We start from the raw sequence: 21,191 nt of genomic DNA on the forward strand, positions 1-21,191 counted from the left end.
GGCCGCCCGGGGTACGGCCGCCCGGGATACGGCCTTCCGGGGTACGCCCGATGCCGCGCATCGCGTGAAGCTCCATCAGGCAGCCTTCAGCGGATGGCAGCCCGGCACGGCGGGCCCGGACGCATCGAACTGTTTATAGGTCAGGATGAATTCCTGGTGGCCCAGCGCCTCCGAGCAGGTTTCCTCGCCGTTCGCCACGCGTGCCACCAGGTCGACGATCTCGTCGCCCACCTGCTGCAGCGACGCCTGCCCCGACAGGATGCGGCCGGCGTTGACGTCCATGTCCTCGGCCAGCCGTTCATAGGTGGCGGGATTGGCGCATACCTTGATGACGGGGGCGATGGCCGAACCGACCACCGAGCCGCGGCCGGTGGTGAACAGCGTGATGTGGGCGCCGCACGACAGCAGTTCCACGATCTCGGCATTGTCCGAGATGTTCGGGAAGCCGAAGCGCACTTCGCCGTCCGGCACGACGTCCAGCAGGTACAGGCCACCGGTGGCCGGCTGGTCGCCCGGCTTCAGGATGCCGGCGATCGGCGACGCCCCGCTCTTCGCATAGGCGCCCAGCGATTTCTCCTCCTGCGTGGTCAGCCCGCCATCGGCATTGCCGGGGGCGAAACTGCCGTGGCCCAGCACCGTGTAGTAGCGCGCCGCCTTGTCCACGCAACGCACGATCGCGTCGCCCAGTTCGGGAGTCGCGGCACGCCGCTTCATGTGGAATTCGCAGCCCACCAGTTCGCCCGTCTCCTCGAAGATGCATGTGGCGCCGGCGCCGACCAGCCGGTCGAAGGCCACGCCCACGGCGGGGTTGGCGGTGATGCCGCTGGTGCTGTCGGAACCGCCGCAGATCGTGGCGACGACCAGTTCGTCCAGCCGCATCGGCACGCGCGGCTGCGCGGCCAGCGACTCCAGCGCCCAGCGCACCCATTCCACGCCATCGGCCACGCTGGTGCGCGTGCCGCGGTTTTCCTGGATCGTGATCGTGTGTACCGGCCGGCCGCTGGCGGCCACGGTCTCCTCCAGGCCGCGGCGGTTGAAGCTTTCGCAGCCCAGCGCCACGATCAGTGCCGCGCCCACGTTCGGGTGCGTGGCCAGGCGCTTCATCATGCGGTCGGCATAGTCGTTCGGGTAACAGCCGGGGAAGCCGATCAGGTGCACCGGCTGGCCATGGAAGGTGTTCACGACCAGCCGTGCCACGTGGTGCGCGCATTCGACCGTGTAGATGACAACCACGACGTTGCGGATGCCCTTGCGGCCATCGTCGCGCAGGTAGCCGGCCAGCGCCGGCAGCGAAGAGCGGTCGTTCATGATCAGTGGGTGCTCCCGATGAAGGATGTGCTGTCGTCGGCCAATGTGTACGTGGGGATGTAGTCGCTGACGAGGTTGTGTGTGTGCAGGATCGCGCCCTGCGCCACCGGCGCCGTGACGCTGCCGATCAGCGCGCCGTAGCGCAGCACCTTGTCGCCCGGCGCGAGTGCGACGCGGGCCACCTTGTAACCCAGCGGCACGGCGTCCGGCAATGCCACGCGGACGCCGTCGATGTCCACCGCCTCGCCGGCGGCCAGCGGCATCCGGGCGATCAGGCAATTGTCCTCGGGAGACATCAGCAACAGCTGCGGTAACTGTGCTTCCAACTGGGGGGGCGCCGCTGGCGCCGGATCTGGGTACATCGCGGCAATCTCCGTCAACTCGGGCAACCCGGGCAACTCGGTCAATGTTTCATGTTCGATCTTCCATGCTCAATGTATTAAATATATTCAGTACCGTCAACTGGTTTTTCGGCCGATGGTTACAGCAATCAAATGCGTGATTGATTGCGCAAACATTTATACGACACTGTTGTGAGCGCAAACAAAAAACGTTTTACTTACACCGTGGTTGTTTGTAGCATCAATAAAAAGAAAACAACGAAGCGCCTCACGGAGGAGACATGAACAAGCCACTAGCGCGCGCCCTGGCCGGCGCCGCCCTGCTGCTATGCAGCGCCATCGGTGCATCCGCCGAAACGCGCACGATCGTCGTGACGCCGGACGGCAGCGGCGACGCCCGCACGGTGCAGGAAGCCTTCGCGGCCGTGCCCGACAACAGCCCGGAACGCACCGTCATCCTGGTCAAGCCGGGCGTGTATGACGGCCAGAAGATCCTGCGCAAGGAAAAACGCAACGTCACGCTGCAGGGCGAGGTGGCCGATACCACAATCCTGACCTGGCACGTCAACACCAACGAGGAACAGCCGCACGGCACCGACCCGCGCCACAAGGGCACCGCGCTGGTCGTGCTGGCGGACGGCTTCCGCGCCGACCGGCTGACCTTCCGGAACACCTCGGGCGACCATGGCCAGGCGCTGGCGCTGCGCATCGACGGCGACCGCGCCGTGGTCACCAGCAGCCGCCTGCTCGGCTGGCAGGATACGGTGATGCTGAACCACGGCCGGCACTACTTCCGCGACACGTACATCGAGGGCCGCGTCGATTTCATCTACGGCAGCGGCACGTCGGTATTCGAGCGGTGCGAGATCCGCAGCAAGAACGGCGGCTATGTCACGGCGGCCAGCACGCCGGCCGAGCGGCCCTATGGCTTCGTCTTCATCGACAGCCGGCTGACCAGCGATCCGGCACCGTGGGTCGACCCCACCGGCAGGATCGAAGCCAAGGCGCCGACGCCGCTGGCCTTCCTGGGCAGGCCGTGGCGGCCGCATGGCGCGGTCGCGTTCATCAATACCGACATGGGCGCGCACATCCGGCCCGAGGGCTGGCACAACTGGGGCAAGCCGGACAACGAGAAAACCGCGCGCTATGTGGAGTACAACAGCCGCGGCCCCGGTGCCCATCCCGGCCAGCGCGTCGCCTGGTCGCGGCAACTGACCGACGCCGAAGCGCGGCAGTACACCGTCGCGAACATCCTCGGCGGCAGCGACGGCTGGCGGCCGCAGGAAACGTTACCCGGCGCCTTGTAGAAGTCCCGCAGACAACTGTTGCTCGAAAAATGGGCGGTCCGGCGTTCCGGACGTACCGGTGCGCCGGACCGCCCATTTTCGGGAAACATTTCCCGGCCGCTAAGGTCCTGTATCCCGTTTCATGACAAAACCAGGCACGGCCGGACCCGGCACGCCTGCACACAACACTAAAGCCCAATGGAGGAGACCATGAACCGTCACACTAGCCGTCACTTTGAAGTTAAACGTTTAACGCGCGCAGTGTCACTGGCGCTCGTTTCGCTTGTCGCCAGCCAAGCCGCGCTGGCCCAGCAGGCTTCCAGCCCCGCGGCCGATTCCGGCACGGCGGCCGATAACGGGCCGGTGCACCGGGTCGAGGTGGTGGCCACCCGCGCCTCGCAGCAGTCCGGCATCGAACGCAAGAAGAACGCCGCCACGGCGATGGACTCGATCGTGGCGGAGGACGTGGGTTCGCTGCCCGACCGGAACGTGGGCGAGGCGATCTCGCGCATGGCCGGCATCGTGCTCGACCGCGGCGACTATGGCGAAGGCGTGACGGTCTCGGTGCGCGGCAACGGCGCCGACCTGACCCGCGTGGAGCTCGACGGCCAGAGCGTGCAGTCGGCCGGCGGCACCGACGCCGGCGGGTCCGGCGGCGCGAACAGCCGCGGCACCGAGTTCCGCCAGCTGTCCGCGGACCTGATCAAGAGCGTCGACGTGGTGAAAGGCTCGACGGCCGACATGACCGAAGGCGCGCTGGGCGGCGGCATCGTCATCAAGACCCGCACCGGCCTCGACTTCAAGAAGCCGTTCGCCTCGCTGCGGCTGGGCGGCAGCCACAATTCGCTCGACAAGAAGTGGAAGCCGGACGCCAACCTGATCCTGGCGAACAAGTACCTGGACGGCCGCCTCGGCCTGATGCTGAACGCGTCGCACAGCACGCTGAACAACGAAGCGCATTCGATGCAGGTGTCGCAGACCGCGCAGCAGGGTTACTACCGGCTGCTGGACTTCGACAACTCGCCCGACAAAACCTACAGCTTCCTGCCCGGCACCGTGGCCAGCGACGACAGCACGGCCACCACGCCGATCCTGCGCACGCCAATGGGCGGCACCAACTTCCTGAACTCGGAGTCGCCGCTGTCGCTGATCACCAAGTCGGCCGGCGCGCAGACCAAACAGGATTGCCACAACCTGTTCCCCGACCTGTCGGCCGCGCAGCTCGCACTGATCCCGACCAACGGCCAGGGCCCGGCGCGGGCGCAGCGCGGCAACGAACTGCTCACCTGCCTGAACCAGTGGAACGACTACACGCCGTCCAACGTGCGCTACTTCATCAAGAAAGAACACGACCGCAAGGACAACCTGGACCTGCGCGCCGACTTCAAGGTGAACAGCAAGCTCACCGTGTATGCCAAGGGCAGCTTCAACCGCCGCGAGACGCGCATCGAGCAGATGACCTACCAGCTCGGCCTCGTGAAGAATCCGAACCAGCTGCCCAATCCGCTGGTCACGCCCGGCTACACGGGCACGGTATTCGCCGACGACAACGTCAACAACGTGCGCGGCGTCGCGCCCGGCTCGGGCTTCCACCTGTACCCGAACGGCTATTCGACGCGTTCGAACAACTACCCGATCCGCGGCGCCGTCACCAACATCGATCCGGCTTCCGTGCTGGTCGACCCGAGCCACCACCTGACCCGCTTCACGGTTTCGGACGGCCAGGCGATTCCCGACCAGACGCTGGAATTCGCCCGCACCGTCAGCCGCTACCTGCAGACGGGCGGCACCTACAGGAGCAATGGACTGACGGCCGAATTCTTCCTGGCCGATGCCCGCTCGGACTTTCGCCGGGTGCAGCAGCGCATGAGCTACACGCTGAACACCGGCCCGACCACGTTCGAACTCGATCCGAGCGGCCTGTGGGGCTTCCAGTTCCCGAGCGGCGTCAACCAGGCCGACCCGGCCGGCTACGCGGCGCTGTTCCCGCGCACCGTCGGCGACGCCAGGCTGGGCAACACCAACACCATCTTCCGGCCGAACTACCCGGCCGCCGTGCAGCCGCTGCGCACGATGGCGACCGGCATCCTGTGGCTGCCGCAGATCCGCGAAACTGGCGAGCGCACCGCCAGGCTGGACGTGACGTACATGACGCCGGAAAGCATCCCGTTCTTCAAGCGCCTGAAGGCCGGCTTCAACCTGCGCGACAGCTACAGCAACTCGTGGGAAGGCGGTGCCGGCGACCGGACGGTCCGCGCGGCCCAGGGTACCTATGGGACCGCCGGCTACGTCCCCGGCATCTACCTGCCGCAGGCGCGCGTGGACAACCGCTTCGAGGGCTGCCAGAACACCGCCGCGTCGCTGGCGCCGGGCGGCGACGCCTGCCAGTACGGCATGAATCCACCGGGCGACCCGCGCTCGGGCCGCGATGGCACACTGGTGCTGACGCCGCAGGAATTCCAGAACATCATCGCGCAGACGCTGACCAAGCCGGCTACCGGCACGTCGTTCTTCCACGGCGCCAGGGACCGCCCGTCGATCCTGCCGCAGAACTGGATGGGCATCGACATTGCCAACGCCGTCAAGCTGACCAACTTCGCCAACCGCAACTGGGACTGCGTGAAGACCTGCACGGCCACCGACGGCAAGGTGTACGAACAGCCCGTCAACAAGCTCAAGGAGCGCATCGACGCGTTCTACCTGATGACCGACTTCGGCCTGGACCAGGTGCCGTACACCGGACGGGAACTGCCGTTCGGCCTGGAACTGGACGGCAACGTGGGCGTGCGCTACGTGCGCAGCCGCGTCAACGGCACCGGCACGATGACGTTCACGTCGTACTCGAAGACGGCGCTGTACGACGCGGAAGACCCGGAAAACTCGGCCGGCTACGTGCAGTCGTCGATCGTGCAGAACACGTCGGTCGACGCCGAAACCACCGACGTGCTGCCCAGCCTGAACCTGGCGACGTGGCTGCGCCCGGACGAACTGGTGCTGCGCTACAGCGTGGCCAAGACGGTGGCGCGGCCGCCGATCCAGCAGTTGCTGCCGGCCAGTACCTGCATCTACGACGAACGCGCCGTGGATCTCGATTCCGACGGCACGCAGCGCTGCAACGGCACGATCGGCAACCCGGCGCTGAAGGCGCGCAAGAACGTCAACCAGAACCTGTCGCTGGAGTACTATCCGAACCGCGACACGATGTTCAGCCTCGCCTACTTCACGCAGAAGGGCAAGGTCGGCCAGTTCATCACCGAAGGCGTCAGCGGCGGCCAGCTGTTCGCCGGCTCCGACCTGGTGGACCCGCAGACGGGCGTGAAGCTGTCCGACCTGCCGTTCAACTACGCGACCTACGTGAACGGCCCCGTGTCGACCCGCAAGGGCGCCGAATTCAGCACCAAGACGGCATTCACGTTCCTGCCGGGCTTCCTGTCCAACACGGGCTTCGACGCCAACTACACGAAGGTGAAGTCGAAGCACGTGAACGCGGCCATCGTCGACCTGCTGACCGGCACCGCGCTGCCGCCGGCGCGCGAATCGGAATCGCAGTACAACGTGGCGCTGTGGTATGACGACGGCCGGCTGTCGGCCCGCGTGGCGCTGCAGGGTGCCGCGGCCTGGTTCACCTGCATCTCGCCATGCACCCAGACCCCGCGCGAGCTGATCAACTACCCGGCGCAGGGCGTGATCGCCAACAATTCCACGCCGAAGATCTACTCGCCCGGTTCGCCGAACTTCAAGGATGCCACGCGCTTCATCGATGCGAAGATCGGCTGGAAATGGCGTCCGGACGTGGAGTTCTTCATCGAAGGCCGCAACATCGGCAACGCCACCACGTCGAACAGCCAGGCCCAGTACGCACCGCTCAGCGACGGCGTGCCGAACCTGCTGGACTATGCCTACGCCGGCCGCCGCATCATGGTGGGCGTGTCGTTCCGCACGCTGTAGGCAACGCGCGCATGGAGGGGATCGGATACCCGCAGGGTGTCCGGCCCTTTTCGAAAGGCCTCTGGCCGACACCGGCTCCCGGCGCTCCTCGTCAAGCGCAGGTATCGACCACGTTGCCCGGCGGCCCCGGTCCTGCCGACCTGCCGCTGCTCCGCCCCCCGTTCGCCTGTCGCCCTCCCTTTGTTTGCGACGTCATCGTCGGCACCGCGTCGGCGAGCTGAACCACGCCAAAGGAAAAGGCACGTAAAGATCTCCTCGCTCGAGCGTGTACACTGCGCCCGTGCCTGCCTTGCTTTGCCGAGGCGGGCCGCCGACGTCAATGAACAAGAGAGCGGAATGCCATGAAAATATCCAGTTCCCTGCCCGCGTGGACGATCGCCGCGCCCGTCGCCGCCTGGCTGCTGCTGGCCGGCAAGGCTGCCGGTGTCGACCAGATGCTGGGCGGGGCCTATATCGCCCTGCTCGCTGCCGGCCTGTTCGCCGGCGTGCTGGCGGCCGTGTTCCATGCCGAAGTGGTGGCGCACCGGATCGGCGAACCGTACGGTACGCTGGTGCTGGCGGTGGCCGTCACCTCGATCGAGGTCGCGCTGATCGTGTCGCTGATGATCGCCGGCGGCGAATCGACCACCGGCCTGGCGCGCGACACCGTGTACGCCGCGGTGATGCTGATCCTGAACGGCATGGTCGGCATCTGCCTGCTGGCCGGCGCGCGGCGCCATGGCGAACAGCGCTTTACCCAGACCGGCGTGTCCGCCGCGCTGGCCACGCTGTCGGCGATCGCCGTGCTGACGATGGTGCTGCCGAACTACACGACCACTACGCCGGGCCCGTACTACAGCGGCAGCCAGCTGATCTTCATCGCCGTGATCTCGCTGGTCCTGTACGGCACCTTCGTGCTGGTGCAGACCGTGCGGCACCGCGACTACTTCCTGCCCGAAGTCGCCACCGCGGACGAAGCGGTGCACGCGCCGCCGCCGTCCGCGAAGGTCATGTGGTGGAGCAGCGCCCTGCTGCTGGCATGCCTGGGCAGCGTGGTGCTGCTGGCCAAGTCGCTGTCGCCGCCGCTGGAAGCGGCCGTGCTGGCACTGGGCGCGCCGAAGGCGCTGGTCGGCATCATCATCGCGGCCGTCGTGCTGCTGCCCGAGGGAATCGCCGCGTACCAGGCGGCGCGCGCGAACCGGCTGCAAACGAGCCTGAACCTGGCGCTCGGTTCGGCCCTGGCCAGCATCGGCCTGACGATTCCGGCGGTGGCGATCGTGTCGCTGGCCAACGGCTGGACCCTGTCGCTGGGCATCGACGTCAAGTCCACCGTGCTGCTGCTGCTGTCGATCATCGTGGCCACGATCTCGCTGGGCAACGGCCGCACCACGATCATGCAGGGCATGGTCCACGTGGTGATCTTCGCGGTCTACCTGTTCATCACGATCGTGCCGTGAGCTCCGGGCCGGCGGGCACGCCGGCCAGCTTGCGGACCAGCCACGTCAGGCCGTCGAACGGCCGCGAGGCGATCGCCAGCTGCGCGGCCATCCCGCGCCGTGCCAGCACGCGCTCGGCCGCCATGAAGCCCGATTTCACCGCGCTCTCCATCGTGCACGGCAGGTGCGTCTGCACCCAGTCGCCGGCCAGCACCAGGCCCGGGACCGGGCTTTCCGGCGCCGGCCGCGCCGTTTCGAATCCCGTCACCGGGCACGGGATCGCCATCGGCACGCGGTGCACGCGCGCATGCACCAGGCGCGCGTGCGCCGCTTCCGGCGCCCCCTCGACCAGTTCGCGCAGCGTGGCCTGCACGATGTCGTCGTCGCTCAGGCGATGGGCGCGGTGGCTGTAGATGATGTTCGAGCAGACCACCGTGGCCCTGCCCTGCCAGCCGGCGCGGATCTGGCGCAAATCGTAGAAATCGTAATTGAGCCGCCCGGCCGAATACAGGTGCGACCAGAAACGCTCGACGCGGAACTGGCGGTCGAACCACAGGTAGACGCATACATACGGGCTCGGCTCGAAGGCGTCCAGCTGGCGGAATGGCGCCATCGCACGCCATGCGGGCGGCACGATGGTCTTCAGCGCGGTGGGCGGCAGCGCGCTGACGACGTCGCCGGCGATGCGCGTGCCGTCCGCCAGCACGATGCCTTCGACGCGCTCGCCGCCGACGAAGCCGGCCACCGGCGCGTCCACCGACACCGCGCCGCCCGCCGCCACGATGGCCTGCGTGGCCTGGGTGGCGTACAGCTCGGCCAGGCCGACGGCGCCGAAGCCGAAGTGCAGGCCGCGGTAATTGCTCAACAGCGCGTGGATGCGCAGCAGTGACGCGGCCGAACAGCGCTCAAGCGGCAGGTTGGTCACCACCATCGCGGCGAACCGCCACCACCAGTCGATCATCCGCTCGCTGACACCCTTGTCGCGCAGGAACTGCTCGGCGCTGATGCCGTCGAGCCGGGCCACGTCCGCTTCGTGGAAGGTGATGCCGCTCCAGGCCAGGCGCGCCATCGACAGGTTGTCGAGCATCGTCAGGCCGGGTGCCGGCAACGCGCTCGGCACCAGGCTCAGCGGAGGCGGCAGCGGCGCGTGCCGCAGGTGCACCGGGCGCGGCTTGCTGGCCAGCGCCAGCACCTTGCGCGGCTGCCAGGTGATCAGCTGCGCAGTGCCGAGGCGCCGCAGGAATGCCAGCATGTTGTGGTATTCGGAATGGAAGATGTGCGGGCCGATGTCGACCGTGTCGCCGGTGACCTCGTCGCGCCAGCTGGCGGCGCGCCCGCCCAGCCGTTCGCCGGCCTCGAACACGCGGCAGCGCAGGCCGCGGTCGGCCAGCGCCACGCCGCACGCCAGGCCGGCCAGGCCGCCACCGATGATCAGTACGTCTTCAGCCACCAGCTCTCCCGTTTTCCGAACGGGCCGATGATAGGCGACCGCCGCGGCGGGCAATGTGCGGCGGCGAACGCAAGCGCCGATGTCGCGCACGCGCGATTCGCCACGTTAACCGTGCAACGCTTGTTTTTTTTACATGGTAATCTTGCCACGTCGCCCGGCATCCGGAGCCACAAGCGGCATTGCAGATCAACCTAAAAATCCAAGTGAGCGTGATGACAAAGAACGTAGCTATTGTCGGGGCAGGCTTCTCCGGCGCGGTAATCGCGCACCAGCTCGCAAAAGCGGGCTACCAAGTCGAAGTGTTCGAATCACGATCCCATATCGCGGGCAACTGCCATTCCGAGCGCGATGCAGAAACCAATGTGCTGGTCCATGTCTATGGCCCGCACATCTTCCACACCGATAACGAGCGGGTATGGAAATTCGTCAACGAGTTTTCCCAGTTCATGCCGTACGTGAACCGCGTGAAGGCGATCACGAACAACCGCGTGTTCACGCTGCCGATCAACCTGCTGACGATCAACCAGTTCTTCAACAAGACGTTCCGGCCGGCCGAGGCGCAGGAATTCCTTGCCTCGCTGGGCGACAAGTCGATCGAGAACCCGGTCACCTTCGAAGACCAGGCGCTGCGCTTCGTCGGCCGCGAACTGTATGAAGCGTTCTTCAAGACGTACACCGTGAAGCAGTGGGGCCTGCAGCCGACCGAACTGCCCGCCAGCATCCTGAAGCGGCTGCCGGTGCGCTTCAACTACGACGACAACTATTTCAGCCACAAGTACCAGGGCATGCCGAAGGACGGCTACACCGCCATCGTCGAAAAGATCCTCGACGTGCCGGGCATTACCGTGCACCTGAACACCGCGTTCAGCCCGGAACAGAAAGGCGACTACAGCCACGTGTTCTACAGCGGCCCGATCGACGCGTGGTTCGGCCACCGCGAAGGCCGCCTGCCGTACCGCACGCTGGACTTCGAAGTGCATCGCGACCAGGGCGACTACCAGGGCAATGCGGTGATCAACTACTGCGACAATGCGCAGCGCTACACGCGCATCACCGAGCACAAGCACTTCTCGCCGTGGGAACAGCACGAAGGCACCGTCTGCTACTTCGAGTACAGCCGGCAGTGCGAAGAGAAGGACACGCCGTACTACCCGATCCGCCTGGCGCGCGACAAGGTGCAGCTGGAAAAATACGTGCGGCTGGCGAACGACGAACCGAACGTGACCTTCATCGGCCGCCTCGGCACCTACCGCTACCTCGACATGGACGTGACGATCGACGAGGCGCTGCGCACGGCCGACAAGTTCCTCGAATCCGCGGCCGACAAGGCGCAGATGCCGGCGTTCGTCATCAATCCGCTGGGCTGACCGCAGGACTGACAGTCACGCCGCACCGGCAAACGGCGGTGGCAGGCCTCTTCACGGGGCTTGCCGCCGCTTTGCTTTGGGCGCCCGATTCTTCCTGCATCCGCTGAAACAATAGAAACAACCGAAACAATAGCGTCGTGACAATCGGCGAGAATGTACGCGGCCTGCATCCGTCACAATCACGGGTCCACCCGACCGGACCGCCGATGACTACCTTCGCCGAACTGCATGCCCGCCTTGCCGGCCCCTTTCCCGACCACGAACGCTTCACCGGCCCGCCGGTCGACATCGAAGGGCTGGCGCCGGACGAGCTGGGCAAGCTCTGGCCACTGCTGCAGCCGGCGGCGCGAGCCCGGGACGGCGATCCGGCCCGCTTCCAGCTGGCGCACGATGTACTGGCCCAGGCACGCAAGCTGGGGCTGGCGCCGCGCCTCGACGCCGCCCTGCTGATCGCCACGCTGCGCGCACTGCCGCCAAAGGACCGGACCACGCCGGGCACCTATTTCGACGATTTCGACTGGCTCGTCGCACAGGTCGGCCATCTTGCCGCCGTGCCCGCTTCCGCGGACGAAGCGGCCATGCTGGAAGCGCAGCTGGCGCTGCTGTTGCCGGCCGTCGAGCACTGGCATTACCGGCGCTACGGCATCCTGGCGATGGCCCGGGTGGCCGGCGCGCGCCGCCTGGCGGCCCGCCTGCTGGACAGCATCCGGGAACACTACGGTAATGGATTGCCGGCCCGCGAGCTGGAGGTACTCGCCAGGGCGGCACCGGCGGCGCTGATGGCGCTGGCCGGCGGCGGCGCGTTCTGGGTCCGCGGCGGCGACGAGGAAGGGCAGCCCCACCCGTCGGAAGCCATGCTTGGCGACCCGCACTACGCGGCGTTCGCGCGCGCGGCGCTGGAGGAAGCAGCGCAGGTACTGGAACGGATGCATGCCGGCGAGATACCGTACAAGGCCGACTTCTACGATTCGGACGATGGCCACGTACTGGCCCTGGCGGCACGGGTGGGGGCGCTGGGCGACGAGCCCTGGTACCGCGCCGTCATCGGCCGCCTGCTGCCGCTTGCCTGCGTGGCCCCCACGGCCGCCCGCAGCGCCCCTTCGCAGTCGTTGACGATCGCACTGGGCTACGTAACGGAGGCGGTGCCGACGCCCGAAGGCGTGGCCGCCCTGCGCACGGCCCTGAAGGCGGTGCGCCATGCGGGGCTGGAAAAAAAGCTGGCGCGCAACCTGAAGCCTGCCGAACGCCGGCTGGCGACCAGGCCCGAAGTGGCGCTGCGCCTGGCCGGGCTGGAACCAAAGCAGCAGCGCGCCATGCTGGCCGCCCTGCTGGAGGCATGCTTCAGCCGCCCCATCTCGCTTCCCTACCACGAGTGGCGCGAGCGGTTGCTCGGCTCCGGGGCGGCGGCCGACTTTGCGCGGACACTGGTCTGGCGCGCCGCCGGGTCCTTCATGCTGGACGAGAACGACCAGCCGGTGGATGCGCAAGGCACGCCCGTGGCGATCGCCGGCGACGCCGGCATCGTGTTGTGGCACCCGGTGGAAGCGGATGAGCCGGAGCGCAGCGCGTGGCGCGCGCGCCTGCTGCGGCGCCAGCTGCGCCAGGCGCTGCGGCAGGCCTTTCGGGAACATTATGCGGCGGCGCCCGACGGCGAGCGCAGCGCAGCGTTTTGCGGCTATGAACTGGATGGCCGGCGCCTGATCGGCCTGGCCGGGCGCGACGGCTGGCGCCTGGAATTCGACGGCATGGCGCGCCAGTTCGGCGACATCCGGGCAGTTTTCGACGTGGGCCGGTTGTATCCGGGCTTCAGCGGTATCGTCGCCAGCGGGCCGATCGGATTCTGGCGTGGCGCGCAGCAGGTGGCGCCGCGCGACGTGCCGCCGCGCGCATATTCCGAAGCATGCCGCGCCGTCGACCTGCTGGTCTCCGTCTCGGCCATCGCCCTGGAGACGGACGACGGGCAATCGTCCTGGCAGGCGCGTACCGACCGCCTGTTCCTTCTGCGCGACCAGGCCGGCATCGACGGCACGCGGCGGCAGGTGCTGGAACGCGTACTGGCGGCACAGATCGCGGCCGGTACCGTGTCGCTGGAAGGATTCCATGTGCACGTTGGCGACACGAAAATCAGCCTGCGCACCGGCCGGGTATTGCGTGGCGGCGCACCGGTCGAGCTGGCGCTGAAACCGGCCTCGAAACGGCTGGGCGCGGTTCCATGGCTGCCCTACGACGAAGCGCTGCTGGAGCGGGTGGTGCACAGCGTGGGCGCACTGCTGGACGGCGCCGGCAACCGCTAAGCTCCGCGGACCGCCCCCCCCGGCCGTCACGCCGGCATTTGCGCCTTTTTACTTAGGATGCTAAACTTTCGCATCCTAAGCTAAAACGCCGCCATGACCGACCTCGACAAGACCCTGATGTCCCTTACCCACACGCTGATCCATGCGGCGCGGGCGTACAAGGCGGCGGCGGACCGGGTGGCCGGCAATTTCTCGCTGTCCCATGCCAGCGGCTGGCCGGTCGTGATGATCGCCCGCCTCGGCGATGGCGTGCGGCCGGGCACGGTGGCCGAGGCGCTCGGCGTCGAGCCGCCGTCGCTGGTGCGCATCGTCGACCAGCTGGTCGCGGCCGGCCTCGTGACGCGGCAGGACGATCCGGCCGACCGGCGCGCGAAAACGCTGCATCTGACCGCCGAAGGCCGCCACTGCGCGGCCCAGCTGGAAGAATTGCTGCTGCCGTTCCGGCGCGAACTGTTCGGCGACCTGCCGCAGGCCGACATCGAAGCCTGCGTGCGCGTACTGACGCGGCTGGATGCGGCGCTGGCCGCCCGCGCGAAAGGCTGAGCGGCGATGTTGCCGGCATACCCGCAGCCGCGCGAGCTGCTGTTCTCGGCAAAGTGTTTTGCCGCGTCGATGCTGGCGCTGTACGTGTCGATGGCGGCCGGCCTGCCCCGCCCGTTCTGGGCCATGATGACGGCCTACATCGTGGCCAGTCCGCTGGCCGGCGCGGTGCGTTCGAAGGCGATTTTCCGGGTGTGCGGCACGCTGGCCGGCTCGGCGGCCACGGTGGCGCTGGTGCCGAACCTGGCCAATGCGCCGGAACTGCTGTCGCTGGCGCTGGCGTGCTGGGTGGCGGCATGCCTGTACGTGTCGCTGCTCGACCGCACACCCCGTTCCTATATCTTCATGCTGGCCGGCTATACGGCCGGCCTGATCGGTTTTCCGGCGGTGGCCGATCCGGCCTCCGTGTTCGATACGGCGATTGCCCGCGTCGAGGAGATCGGTATCGGCATCCTGTCGGCCACGCTGGTCCACTCGCTGGTGTTCCCGCAGGGCGTCGGCCCGGCGCTGCTGGGCCGCCTGGACCGCGCGATCGGCGACGCGCGGCGCTGGATGCTGGAAGCGGTGCATTCGGTGCAACCTGGCGCCGGCGGCCAGCATGGTCCCGCCACTCGCGACACCCACGTGCGCCTGGCCCTCGCCGCCGAGATCAGCGACATGCGCATCATGTCCACCCACCTGCCGTTCGACACCTCGCACCTGCGCTGGACCGGCGCGATGGTGCACGCGCTGCACGACCGGCTGGCCGTGATGGTGCCGCTCTTGCTGGCCGTCGAGGACCGCCTGCAGGCGCTGGCGGAGGACGGGCCGGTGGAGCCGGCATGGCAGGCGATGCTCGATGACGTGGCGCAGTGGATCGGCGAAGGCCGGGCCGCCGACCCGGCACGCGCTGCGGCGCTGCGCGCGCGGCTCGATGCGCTGGCCCCGCCGCTGGCGCCCGATGCCGCATGGCGCACCATCCTCCAGGTGAACCTGGCGCAGCGGCTCGCGGCGCTGGTCAGGGCGTGCCAGGAGAGCCTGGAACTGCGCGACAGCATCGACGCCGTGATGCATGGCGAGCCGCCGTCCGCTCCGCCGCACCTGACGCCGTCGGTCCTGCACCGCGACCACGGCATGGCGCTGCGCTCGGCGCTGGCGGCGGCGATCGCCATCCTGGCCTGCTGCGCGTTCTGGATCCTGACCGGCTGGCCGGCCGGCGCCGCTGCGCCGATGCTGGCCGGCGTGGCCTGCTGCTTCTTCGCGACGATGGACGATCCGGTTCCCGCCATCACCGGCTTCGTCAAGTACACGCTGTGGTCGGTGCCGGTCTCGGCGTTCTACATCCTCGTCGTGCTGCCGGCCGTGCACAGCTACGAAATGCTGGTGCTGACGCTGGCGCCGGTGTTCCTGCTGCTCGGCGTGTACATGGCGCGCCCCGCCACCTACGGCAACGCGCTCACGTTCGTGATCGGCATCGCCAGCACGCTGGCCCTGCAGGACACCAACCAGCTGGACATGGCATCGTTCGCCAACGGCCTGCTGGCGCAGCTGGCCGGCTACATCGCCGCGGCGCTGGTCACCCGCACCATCCGCACCGTGGATGCGCCGTGGATGGCGCGCCGCATGTTGAAACGCGCCCGCGCCGAACTGGTACAGCTGGCCCGCGCACCGCGCGCGCCGGCGCTGCTGGAAGTTTCCGCCCGCGTGGTCGACCGGGTGGCGCTGCTGATGCCCCGGCTGGCGCTGGCGAAAGCGGCGCCGGAGGTACGCGCCGCCGCGCTGGAAAATATCCGCGAACTGCGCGTGGGCCTGCACATCGCCCAGCTGCGCGGCCTGGCGCCGCAGCTCGAACCGCGCGGCGTGCCGCTGGCCGCCCTGCTGCAGCAGCTGGCCGCGCATTTCGCGGGTGCTTCCGCGGCACGGACCGGCTCCGGATCCTCCGCCGCTCACGGCCTGCTGGCGCAGCTCGATGCGACGCTGCGCGCCGTCTGCCGGTCGGCCGGCGGCCAGGGCGATGGCAAAGAGCAGGCCACGGCGGCGGCCGCGCTGGCCAGCATGCGCCGCGACCTGTTCCCGCACGCGGCGTCCTATCAACCGTTTTCCGATCCATCAACCACGTCCCGATGATCCCGATGAGCGCTGAAATCAGCCTGCACGGCCTGTACGTGCCCACCCTTCTCCTGCTGGCGCTGGCCGCGCTGGCCTGTACCCGCGTGCTCGGCAAGCTGCTGCTGCGGCTGGGCTTCTACCGGCTGGTATGGCATCCCGCCCTGTTCGACTTCGCGCTGTTCGGCATCCTGCTGGGCAGCTTCTCCCTGCTGGTGAACCGCTATGGCTACTGAATCGACCGTTAAATCCTCCGCGCTGGCCCTGGCGCGCTTTCTCGTCACGATGGCCGCGCTGGCGGCCGCCGCCTTCCTCGGCTGGCGCCTGTGGCAGCACTACGAGGTGGAGCCCTGGACGCGCGACGGCCGCGTCAAGGCCGACGTCGTACAGGTGGCGCCGGACGTCACCGGGCAGGTCACGCGCGTGCTGGTGCACGACAACCAGCAGGTCAAGGCCGGCGACGTGCTGTTCGAGATCGACACCGCGCGCTTCGCGCTGGCCTTGCGGCAGGCCGAGGCGGCCGTGCAGGCGCAGCGCGTGGCCCTTGCCCAGGCCGGCAGGGACGCGCGCCGCAATGCCGAACTGTCCGACCTGGTGGCGCAGGAAGTGCGCGAGCAGTCCTCGAGCCGGGTCGAGGAACTGCGCGCCGCGCTGGCCCAGGCATTCGTCAGCCGCGACGTGGCGAAACTGAATCTTGAGCGCACCCGCGTCGTCTCCACCGTCAACGGCACCGTCACCAACCTGGACCTGCGGGCCGGCGCCTATGTGACGGCGGGCCATGCGGTGATGGCGCTGGTCGACCGCGATTCGTTCTATGTGGAAGGCTATTTCGAGGAAACCAAGCTGGGCGCGATCGGCATCGGCGCCCCGGTGCTGGTAACGCCGATGGGCGCCTCGCAGGTGCTGCGCGGCCGCGTCGAGAGCTTCGCCGGCGGCATCGCGGACCGCGACCGCAGCACGTCGGCCAACCTGCTGTCGAACGTCAACCCCACGTTCAACTGGGTGCGGCTGGCGCAGCGCATTCCGGTGCGCGTCAAGCTCGACGCGCTGCCGGCCGGCATCCGCCTCGTCGCGGGCCAGACCGTCACGGTCGATGTCCGCGCCCCTGACGCCGTCGCCGAACGCCGCATAACCCCGGCGCGCGCCACGCATTCCTGAGGAGGACTGATGCACAACCAGATGCATAAGCTGATGCGTATTTCGCGGCATTTGCCACTGTTTGCGTCGCTGGCCGTGCTGGCGGCCTGCGGCACCGTGGGGCCCGACTACAAGGTACCCGCGGAAGCGGCGATACAGCGCCCTGCCGCGGCCGCGCCGTTCGCCAGCGCGGGCGAACCCGTGTTTCGCAGCGAACCGCTGCCGCCCCACTGGTGGCGGCTGTACCGCGATCCGGCGCTCGACGCACTGGTCGGCAAGGCGTTCGCCGCCAATACCGACCTGCGCGTGGCGGCGGCCAACCTGGCGCGCGCCCGCGCCATTGTGCAGGAAGTGGCGGGCGCCGCCGATCCCGTGGTCGGCGCCTCCGCCGCACCGGCCTATGGCCGCGCATCGGCGGCGGCGAAGGGCTTGCCGGATGCGCTGGCGGACGGCTACAGCCATGACGCCGGCATCAGCGTCTCGTACCAGCTCGATTTGTTCGGCAAGATCCGCCGCGGCGTCGAGGCGGCCGGCGCGGACCGCGAAGCGGCCGAGGCGGCGCTGGACCTGGCCCGCGTGACCGTGGCCGCCGATACCGCGCGTGCCTACGTCGATGCCTGCGGCGCGCGCCACCAGCTCGACGTGGCGCGCCAGTCCGTCGACCTGCAGCAGCGCTTCGTGGAACTGACCGCGCGGCGCATCCGTGCCGGCCGCGGTACGGCGCTCGACGATGCCCGCGCCCGCGCCCAGCTGGAGCAGTTGCGTGCGGCGATTCCGCCGCTGCTGGCGCAAACCCGTACCGCCCAGTTCCGGCTCGCCGCGCTGACAGGCCGTGCACCCGCCGAGATGGCGGACAGCGAAATTGCCTGCACTGCCGCGCCGCGGCTGGCACAGCCGGTGCCCGTGGGCGATGGCGCCGCCCTGCTGCGCCGCCGGCCCGACATCCGTGGTGCCGAACGCAGCCTGGCTGGCGCCACCGCGCGCATCGGCGTGGCCGTCAGCGAACTGTATCCCAGCGTGAGCCTCGGCCTTTCCGCCGGCAGCAGCGGCGCACTGGAGCGCTTCGGCGCCGGCAATGCGTTGCGCTGGAGCGTGGGCCCGCTGATTTCGTGGACGCTGCCGACCAACGCCGGCCACGCCCGCGTGGCCGAAGCGGAAGGCGCCACGGCGGCCGCGCTGGCGCGCTTCGACGGCCTGGTGCTGAACGCGCTGCGCGAAACGGAAACGGCGATGACGGTGTATGCCCGCGAGCTCGATCGCAATGCCGCGCTGCGCGCAGCCCGCGAGCAGAGCGCGCTGGCCGCCAGCCAGTCGCACCGGCTGTACGAGGCCGGCAAGATCGACTTCCTGCCGGTACTGGACGCCGACCGCACGCTGGCCGCCGGCGACAGCGCGCTGGCCGCCTCCGATGCGCAGGTGGCCGCCGACCAGGTGGCGCTTTTCCTCGCCTTGGGCGGCGGCTGGGAACAGCCGGGCGGCTGAACGCACCCGCCTTGCGGGATGGCGGACGCCTTTACTGCCGAGCGGGACTGGCGTACTTCGCAAAAGCAGGCGAAAATGCGGTTCGCGCAGTGTTTCAGGGTCGTTCACAGCAGCGCCCAAAAAAAAGCGGCGGCCGGGAAACCGGACCACCGCGAAGGGAAGCGCGCCATGGGGCAGGCGCTGTCGAAACACTGTGCGAGCTGTATCGCCAGGCCAAGTGTAGAACGTCCGGGCCGAATATATAAGCCGAACTAATATGAACGTTGGTTCGGGAAATGCGAACCATACGCATTTGCAGTCATCCCTGTGGAAGCGTTCCCCCTGCTTTTGGCCTGCTTTCGCCGTGCCTTTTCTCGTGCCTTTTCCCATGTTGCAGGCAAAAAAAATGCCGACCCTGAGGCCGGCAAAATTCCAATTCTTGGGAAATTGGAGGAGACAGGTGCATCATGCCACCTGCCACCCGGTCAGGCCAATTTATATTGGCCATACCAATCATCACGAAAAACGATATCTTGTCATGAACCGGTCACATGCCGGCCGGCGCGCCTGCGCCGGCGACCGGCAGCGTGACCGTAAACGTGCAGCCCTGCCCCAGCCCCGCGCTGCGGGCCGAGACCGTGCCACCATGTAGCTGCACAAGGCTCTGCACCAGTGCCAGGCCGATGCCCAGGCCGCCCTGCGAACGGTCCGGCGTGCGCTCTGCCTGCGTAAACAGTTCGAACACGTGGGGCAGCACGTCGGCGGCGATACCGACGCCATTGTCGCGCACGGCGATCGCCACGCTGTCCGCCGCGACGGCGACCGACACGGCGATCCGGCCGCCCGGCGGCGTGTACTTTGCCGCGTTGTTCAGCAGGTTCGTCACGATCTGCACGAGGCGCACGCGGTCGCCGTGGACCCTTGGCAGCGGGCCGTGCGCCTCCACCGCGAGCGCATGGCCGCGCGCATCGACCAGCGGCCTGACCTGCTCGATCGCGCTGGCCAGCACCGATGGCAGGTCGACCGTTTCAAGTTCCAGTTCGATCAGGCCGCGCGTGACGCGCGACACGTCGAGCAGGTCGTCGACCAGGCTCGTCATGTGCCGCACCTGCCGCACGATCACCTCGCTGGTCTTCTGCGCGCTCGGCGGATCGAGCCGGCCCAGCGCCAGCATGTGCGCGGCCGTGCTGATCGGCGCCAGCGGATTGCGCAGTTCGTGCGCCAGCATGGCCAGGAACTCGTCCTTGCGCCGCGATTGCGTGCGCAGTTCCTCTTCGCCGGACTTCTTGTCGTGGATGTCGGTCAGCGTGCCCAGCCAGCGGGTCTCCGGGCCGACCGCGTCGGTCGACGGCACGGCGCGGTTCAGTACCCAGCGGAACTGGCCGGAATGGTGCCGCAGACGGTGCTCGATCTCGAAGCGGCGGCCGGTGGCCAGGCTGACGCGCCACGCGTCCTCCAGCAGCGGCAAGTCGTCGGGATGGATCTGCGGCCGCCAGTCCCAGTCGGGCCGGCGCGGCGGCGGCTCGCCGGTGTATTCGAACCAGCGCGTATTGATATAGTCGTTGACGCCGGCGCCGTTTGCCGCCCAGACGATCTGCGGAATGTCGTCGGCCATCAGCCGGAAGCGCGTTTCGCTGTCCGCCGCCTTGCGCTCGCTGTCGATGCGGCGCTGTTCGGCCACCTTGCGATCGGTGACGTCAATGGCGATGCCGGCGAAGCTGACCTTGCCCGTTTGCGGACTGGCGAAGAGCTTGCCGCGCGCGTTGACCCACACGTCGAGCCCGGACCGTTGCGGGATCCGGTATTCGATGTCGTACAGCGTGCCGTTGGCGATCGCTTCGTCGATCGCTGCCAGCACGCCAGGGCGGTCGTCGGCATGGATCATGTCGGTGAAGCGCACCAGCGCCGTGCCGGCACGCGCAAGCGCGGCATCGACCTGGAACAGGCGCGCGAAACGTTCGTCGACGTGGGTGGTCCCCGTCTCCACGTCGACCGACCAGGTGCCGATATTGCCGGACGCCTCCAGCGACAGCGCCAGCCGCTCTTCGGCCTCCTTGTGCCGGGCCAGCGCCAGCAACCTGTCGGTGACCTCGATCACCGTGCACATCAGGCCGCGCACGATGCCGGCCTCGTCGCGCACTGGGCTGAACGAGAACGTGAACCAGGTCTGTTCCGGCGCGCCGTTGCGGTACAGCGTGGTCGCGTAGTTTTCGAAGAAGAACGATTCGCCGGCCATCACCCGCGCCACGTAGGGCCCCAGGTCGGACCACACCTCGCTCCAGACTTCCTCGTAGGGCTGGCCCAGCGTGCCGTCCGCCCTCTTGCCGAGCATCGGCAGGTAGGCATCGTTGTGGAAAAGGTAGTTCGCTTCGCCCCAGGTCACGAAGGTGGGGAACGACGAGCCGAGCACGATGCCCAGCGTGGTGCGCAGCGCCGACGGCCAGCCATGCAGCGGCCCCAGCGGATGGCCGGACCAGTCGCGCGCGCGCATGCGCGCGCCGGTGGCGCCACCGTTGAGGGTGAAGGCGAGAAGCTGGTCATGGTCTGTCACGAAAGTAG

14 protein-coding genes are annotated in these 21,191 nt (G+C 68.2%); 10 read left to right on the forward strand and 4 right to left on the reverse strand.

Annotated features, from left to right (window positions below; all coding sequences use genetic code 11):
- Positions 1-75 precede the first annotated feature (75 nt).
- Positions 76-1,308: a UxaA family hydrolase gene (locus tag FHS02_RS29780; RefSeq protein WP_137312213.1), complete on the reverse strand. Its 1,233-nt coding sequence runs from the start codon at positions 1,306-1,308 to the stop codon at positions 76-78.
- Between the two features lie 2 nt (positions 1,309-1,310).
- Positions 1,311-1,604 (reverse strand): UxaA family hydrolase, encoded by a 294-nt coding sequence (locus FHS02_RS29785; RefSeq protein ID WP_371861447.1) that lies wholly within the window; start codon positions 1,602-1,604, stop codon positions 1,311-1,313.
- 326 nt (positions 1,605-1,930) lie between these two features.
- Here FHS02_RS29785 and FHS02_RS29790 point away from each other — a divergent pair, with 326 nt between their 5' ends.
- The 3 genes from FHS02_RS29790 (at position 1,931) to FHS02_RS29800 (ending at position 8,319) form a co-directional block, all read left to right on the forward strand.
- A complete protein-coding gene (locus tag FHS02_RS29790; protein ID WP_137312211.1) occupies positions 1,931-2,956 on the forward strand; it encodes a pectinesterase family protein in 1,026 nt (341 codons plus the stop codon).
- Positions 2,957-3,196: 240 nt separating this feature from the next.
- Positions 3,197-6,883: a TonB-dependent receptor gene (locus FHS02_RS29795; protein WP_229422475.1), complete on the forward strand. Its 3,687-nt coding sequence runs from the start codon at positions 3,197-3,199 to the stop codon at positions 6,881-6,883.
- 341 nt (positions 6,884-7,224) lie between these two features.
- Complete coding sequence (locus FHS02_RS29800; RefSeq protein WP_137312210.1) at positions 7,225-8,319, forward strand: calcium:cation antiporter; 1,095 nt, start codon at positions 7,225-7,227, stop codon at positions 8,317-8,319.
- Here FHS02_RS29800 and FHS02_RS29805 read toward each other — a convergent pair.
- The gene (locus tag FHS02_RS29805; protein ID WP_175424677.1) at positions 8,303-9,748 is read right to left on the reverse strand and encodes a hydroxysqualene dehydroxylase; all 1,446 of its coding nucleotides are present in this window, start codon (positions 9,746-9,748) and stop codon (positions 8,303-8,305) included. The two genes, FHS02_RS29800 and FHS02_RS29805, sit on opposite strands and share 17 nt — an antisense overlap.
- Positions 9,749-9,960: 212 nt before the next feature.
- On the opposite strand from FHS02_RS29805, the gene glf reads away from it, so the two are divergent.
- The 7 genes from glf (at position 9,961) to FHS02_RS29840 (ending at position 18,653) form a co-directional block, all read left to right on the forward strand.
- Positions 9,961-11,115, forward strand: coding sequence for a UDP-galactopyranose mutase (gene glf / locus FHS02_RS29810; protein ID WP_137312208.1), 1,155 nt, complete (start codon positions 9,961-9,963; stop codon positions 11,113-11,115).
- A gap of 206 nt (positions 11,116-11,321) precedes the next feature.
- Positions 11,322-13,409: a DUF4132 domain-containing protein gene (locus FHS02_RS29815; RefSeq protein ID WP_137312207.1), complete on the forward strand. Its 2,088-nt coding sequence runs from the start codon at positions 11,322-11,324 to the stop codon at positions 13,407-13,409.
- A 93-nt stretch (positions 13,410-13,502) separates the two neighbouring features.
- Positions 13,503-13,952, forward strand: coding sequence for a MarR family winged helix-turn-helix transcriptional regulator (locus FHS02_RS29820; RefSeq protein WP_137312206.1), 450 nt, complete (start codon positions 13,503-13,505; stop codon positions 13,950-13,952).
- Positions 13,953-13,958: 6 nt separating this feature from the next.
- Entirely contained in the window at positions 13,959-16,055 is a 2,097-nt protein-coding gene (locus FHS02_RS29825; protein WP_137312205.1) for an FUSC family protein, read from the forward strand.
- 5 nt (positions 16,056-16,060) lie between these two features.
- Positions 16,061-16,270 carry a DUF1656 domain-containing protein gene (locus FHS02_RS29830; protein WP_137312204.1) on the forward strand — a complete coding sequence of 70 codons (210 nt, stop codon included), beginning with the start codon at positions 16,061-16,063 and terminating at the stop codon, positions 16,268-16,270.
- On the forward strand, positions 16,260-17,192 hold the full coding sequence (locus tag FHS02_RS29835) for an efflux RND transporter periplasmic adaptor subunit (RefSeq protein WP_137312203.1): 933 nt from the start codon (positions 16,260-16,262) through the stop codon (positions 17,190-17,192). Before FHS02_RS29830 ends, FHS02_RS29835 begins: the two co-directional genes overlap by 11 nt.
- 33 nt (positions 17,193-17,225) lie before the next feature.
- Positions 17,226-18,653, forward strand: coding sequence for an efflux transporter outer membrane subunit (locus tag FHS02_RS29840; protein ID WP_137317205.1), 1,428 nt, complete (start codon positions 17,226-17,228; stop codon positions 18,651-18,653).
- 526 nt (positions 18,654-19,179) lie between these two features.
- On the opposite strand, the gene FHS02_RS29845 is transcribed toward FHS02_RS29840, so the two are convergent.
- Complete coding sequence (locus FHS02_RS29845) at positions 19,180-21,183, reverse strand: PAS domain-containing sensor histidine kinase (protein WP_137312202.1); 2,004 nt, start codon at positions 21,181-21,183, stop codon at positions 19,180-19,182.
- Positions 21,184-21,191 lie beyond the last annotated feature (8 nt).

Origin of the sequence: Pseudoduganella umbonata (genome assembly GCF_014192225.1) — a bacterium.
GTDB lineage: Bacteria > Pseudomonadota > Gammaproteobacteria > Burkholderiales > Burkholderiaceae_D > Rugamonas > Rugamonas umbonata.

Coding starts and splice junctions, on each gene's coding strand:
- FHS02_RS29815 (WP_137312207.1), top strand. CDS start 11,322: ATGACTACCTTCGCCGAACTGCATGCCCGCCTTGCCGGCCCCTTTCCC.
- FHS02_RS29800 (WP_137312210.1), top strand. CDS start 7,225: ATGAAAATATCCAGTTCCCTGCCCGCGTGGACGATCGCCGCGCCCGTC.
- FHS02_RS29820 (WP_137312206.1), top strand. CDS start 13,503: ATGACCGACCTCGACAAGACCCTGATGTCCCTTACCCACACGCTGATC.
- FHS02_RS29840 (WP_137317205.1), top strand. CDS start 17,226: ATGCGTATTTCGCGGCATTTGCCACTGTTTGCGTCGCTGGCCGTGCTG.
- FHS02_RS29835 (WP_137312203.1), top strand. CDS start 16,260: ATGGCTACTGAATCGACCGTTAAATCCTCCGCGCTGGCCCTGGCGCGC.
- glf (WP_137312208.1), top strand. CDS start 9,961: ATGACAAAGAACGTAGCTATTGTCGGGGCAGGCTTCTCCGGCGCGGTA.
- FHS02_RS29790 (WP_137312211.1), top strand. CDS start 1,931: ATGAACAAGCCACTAGCGCGCGCCCTGGCCGGCGCCGCCCTGCTGCTA.
- FHS02_RS29780 (WP_137312213.1), bottom strand. CDS start 1,308: ATGAACGACCGCTCTTCGCTGCCGGCGCTGGCCGGCTACCTGCGCGAC.
- FHS02_RS29825 (WP_137312205.1), top strand. CDS start 13,959: ATGTTGCCGGCATACCCGCAGCCGCGCGAGCTGCTGTTCTCGGCAAAG.
- FHS02_RS29785 (WP_371861447.1), bottom strand. CDS start 1,604: ATGTCTCCCGAGGACAATTGCCTGATCGCCCGGATGCCGCTGGCCGCC.
- FHS02_RS29830 (WP_137312204.1), top strand. CDS start 16,061: ATGAGCGCTGAAATCAGCCTGCACGGCCTGTACGTGCCCACCCTTCTC.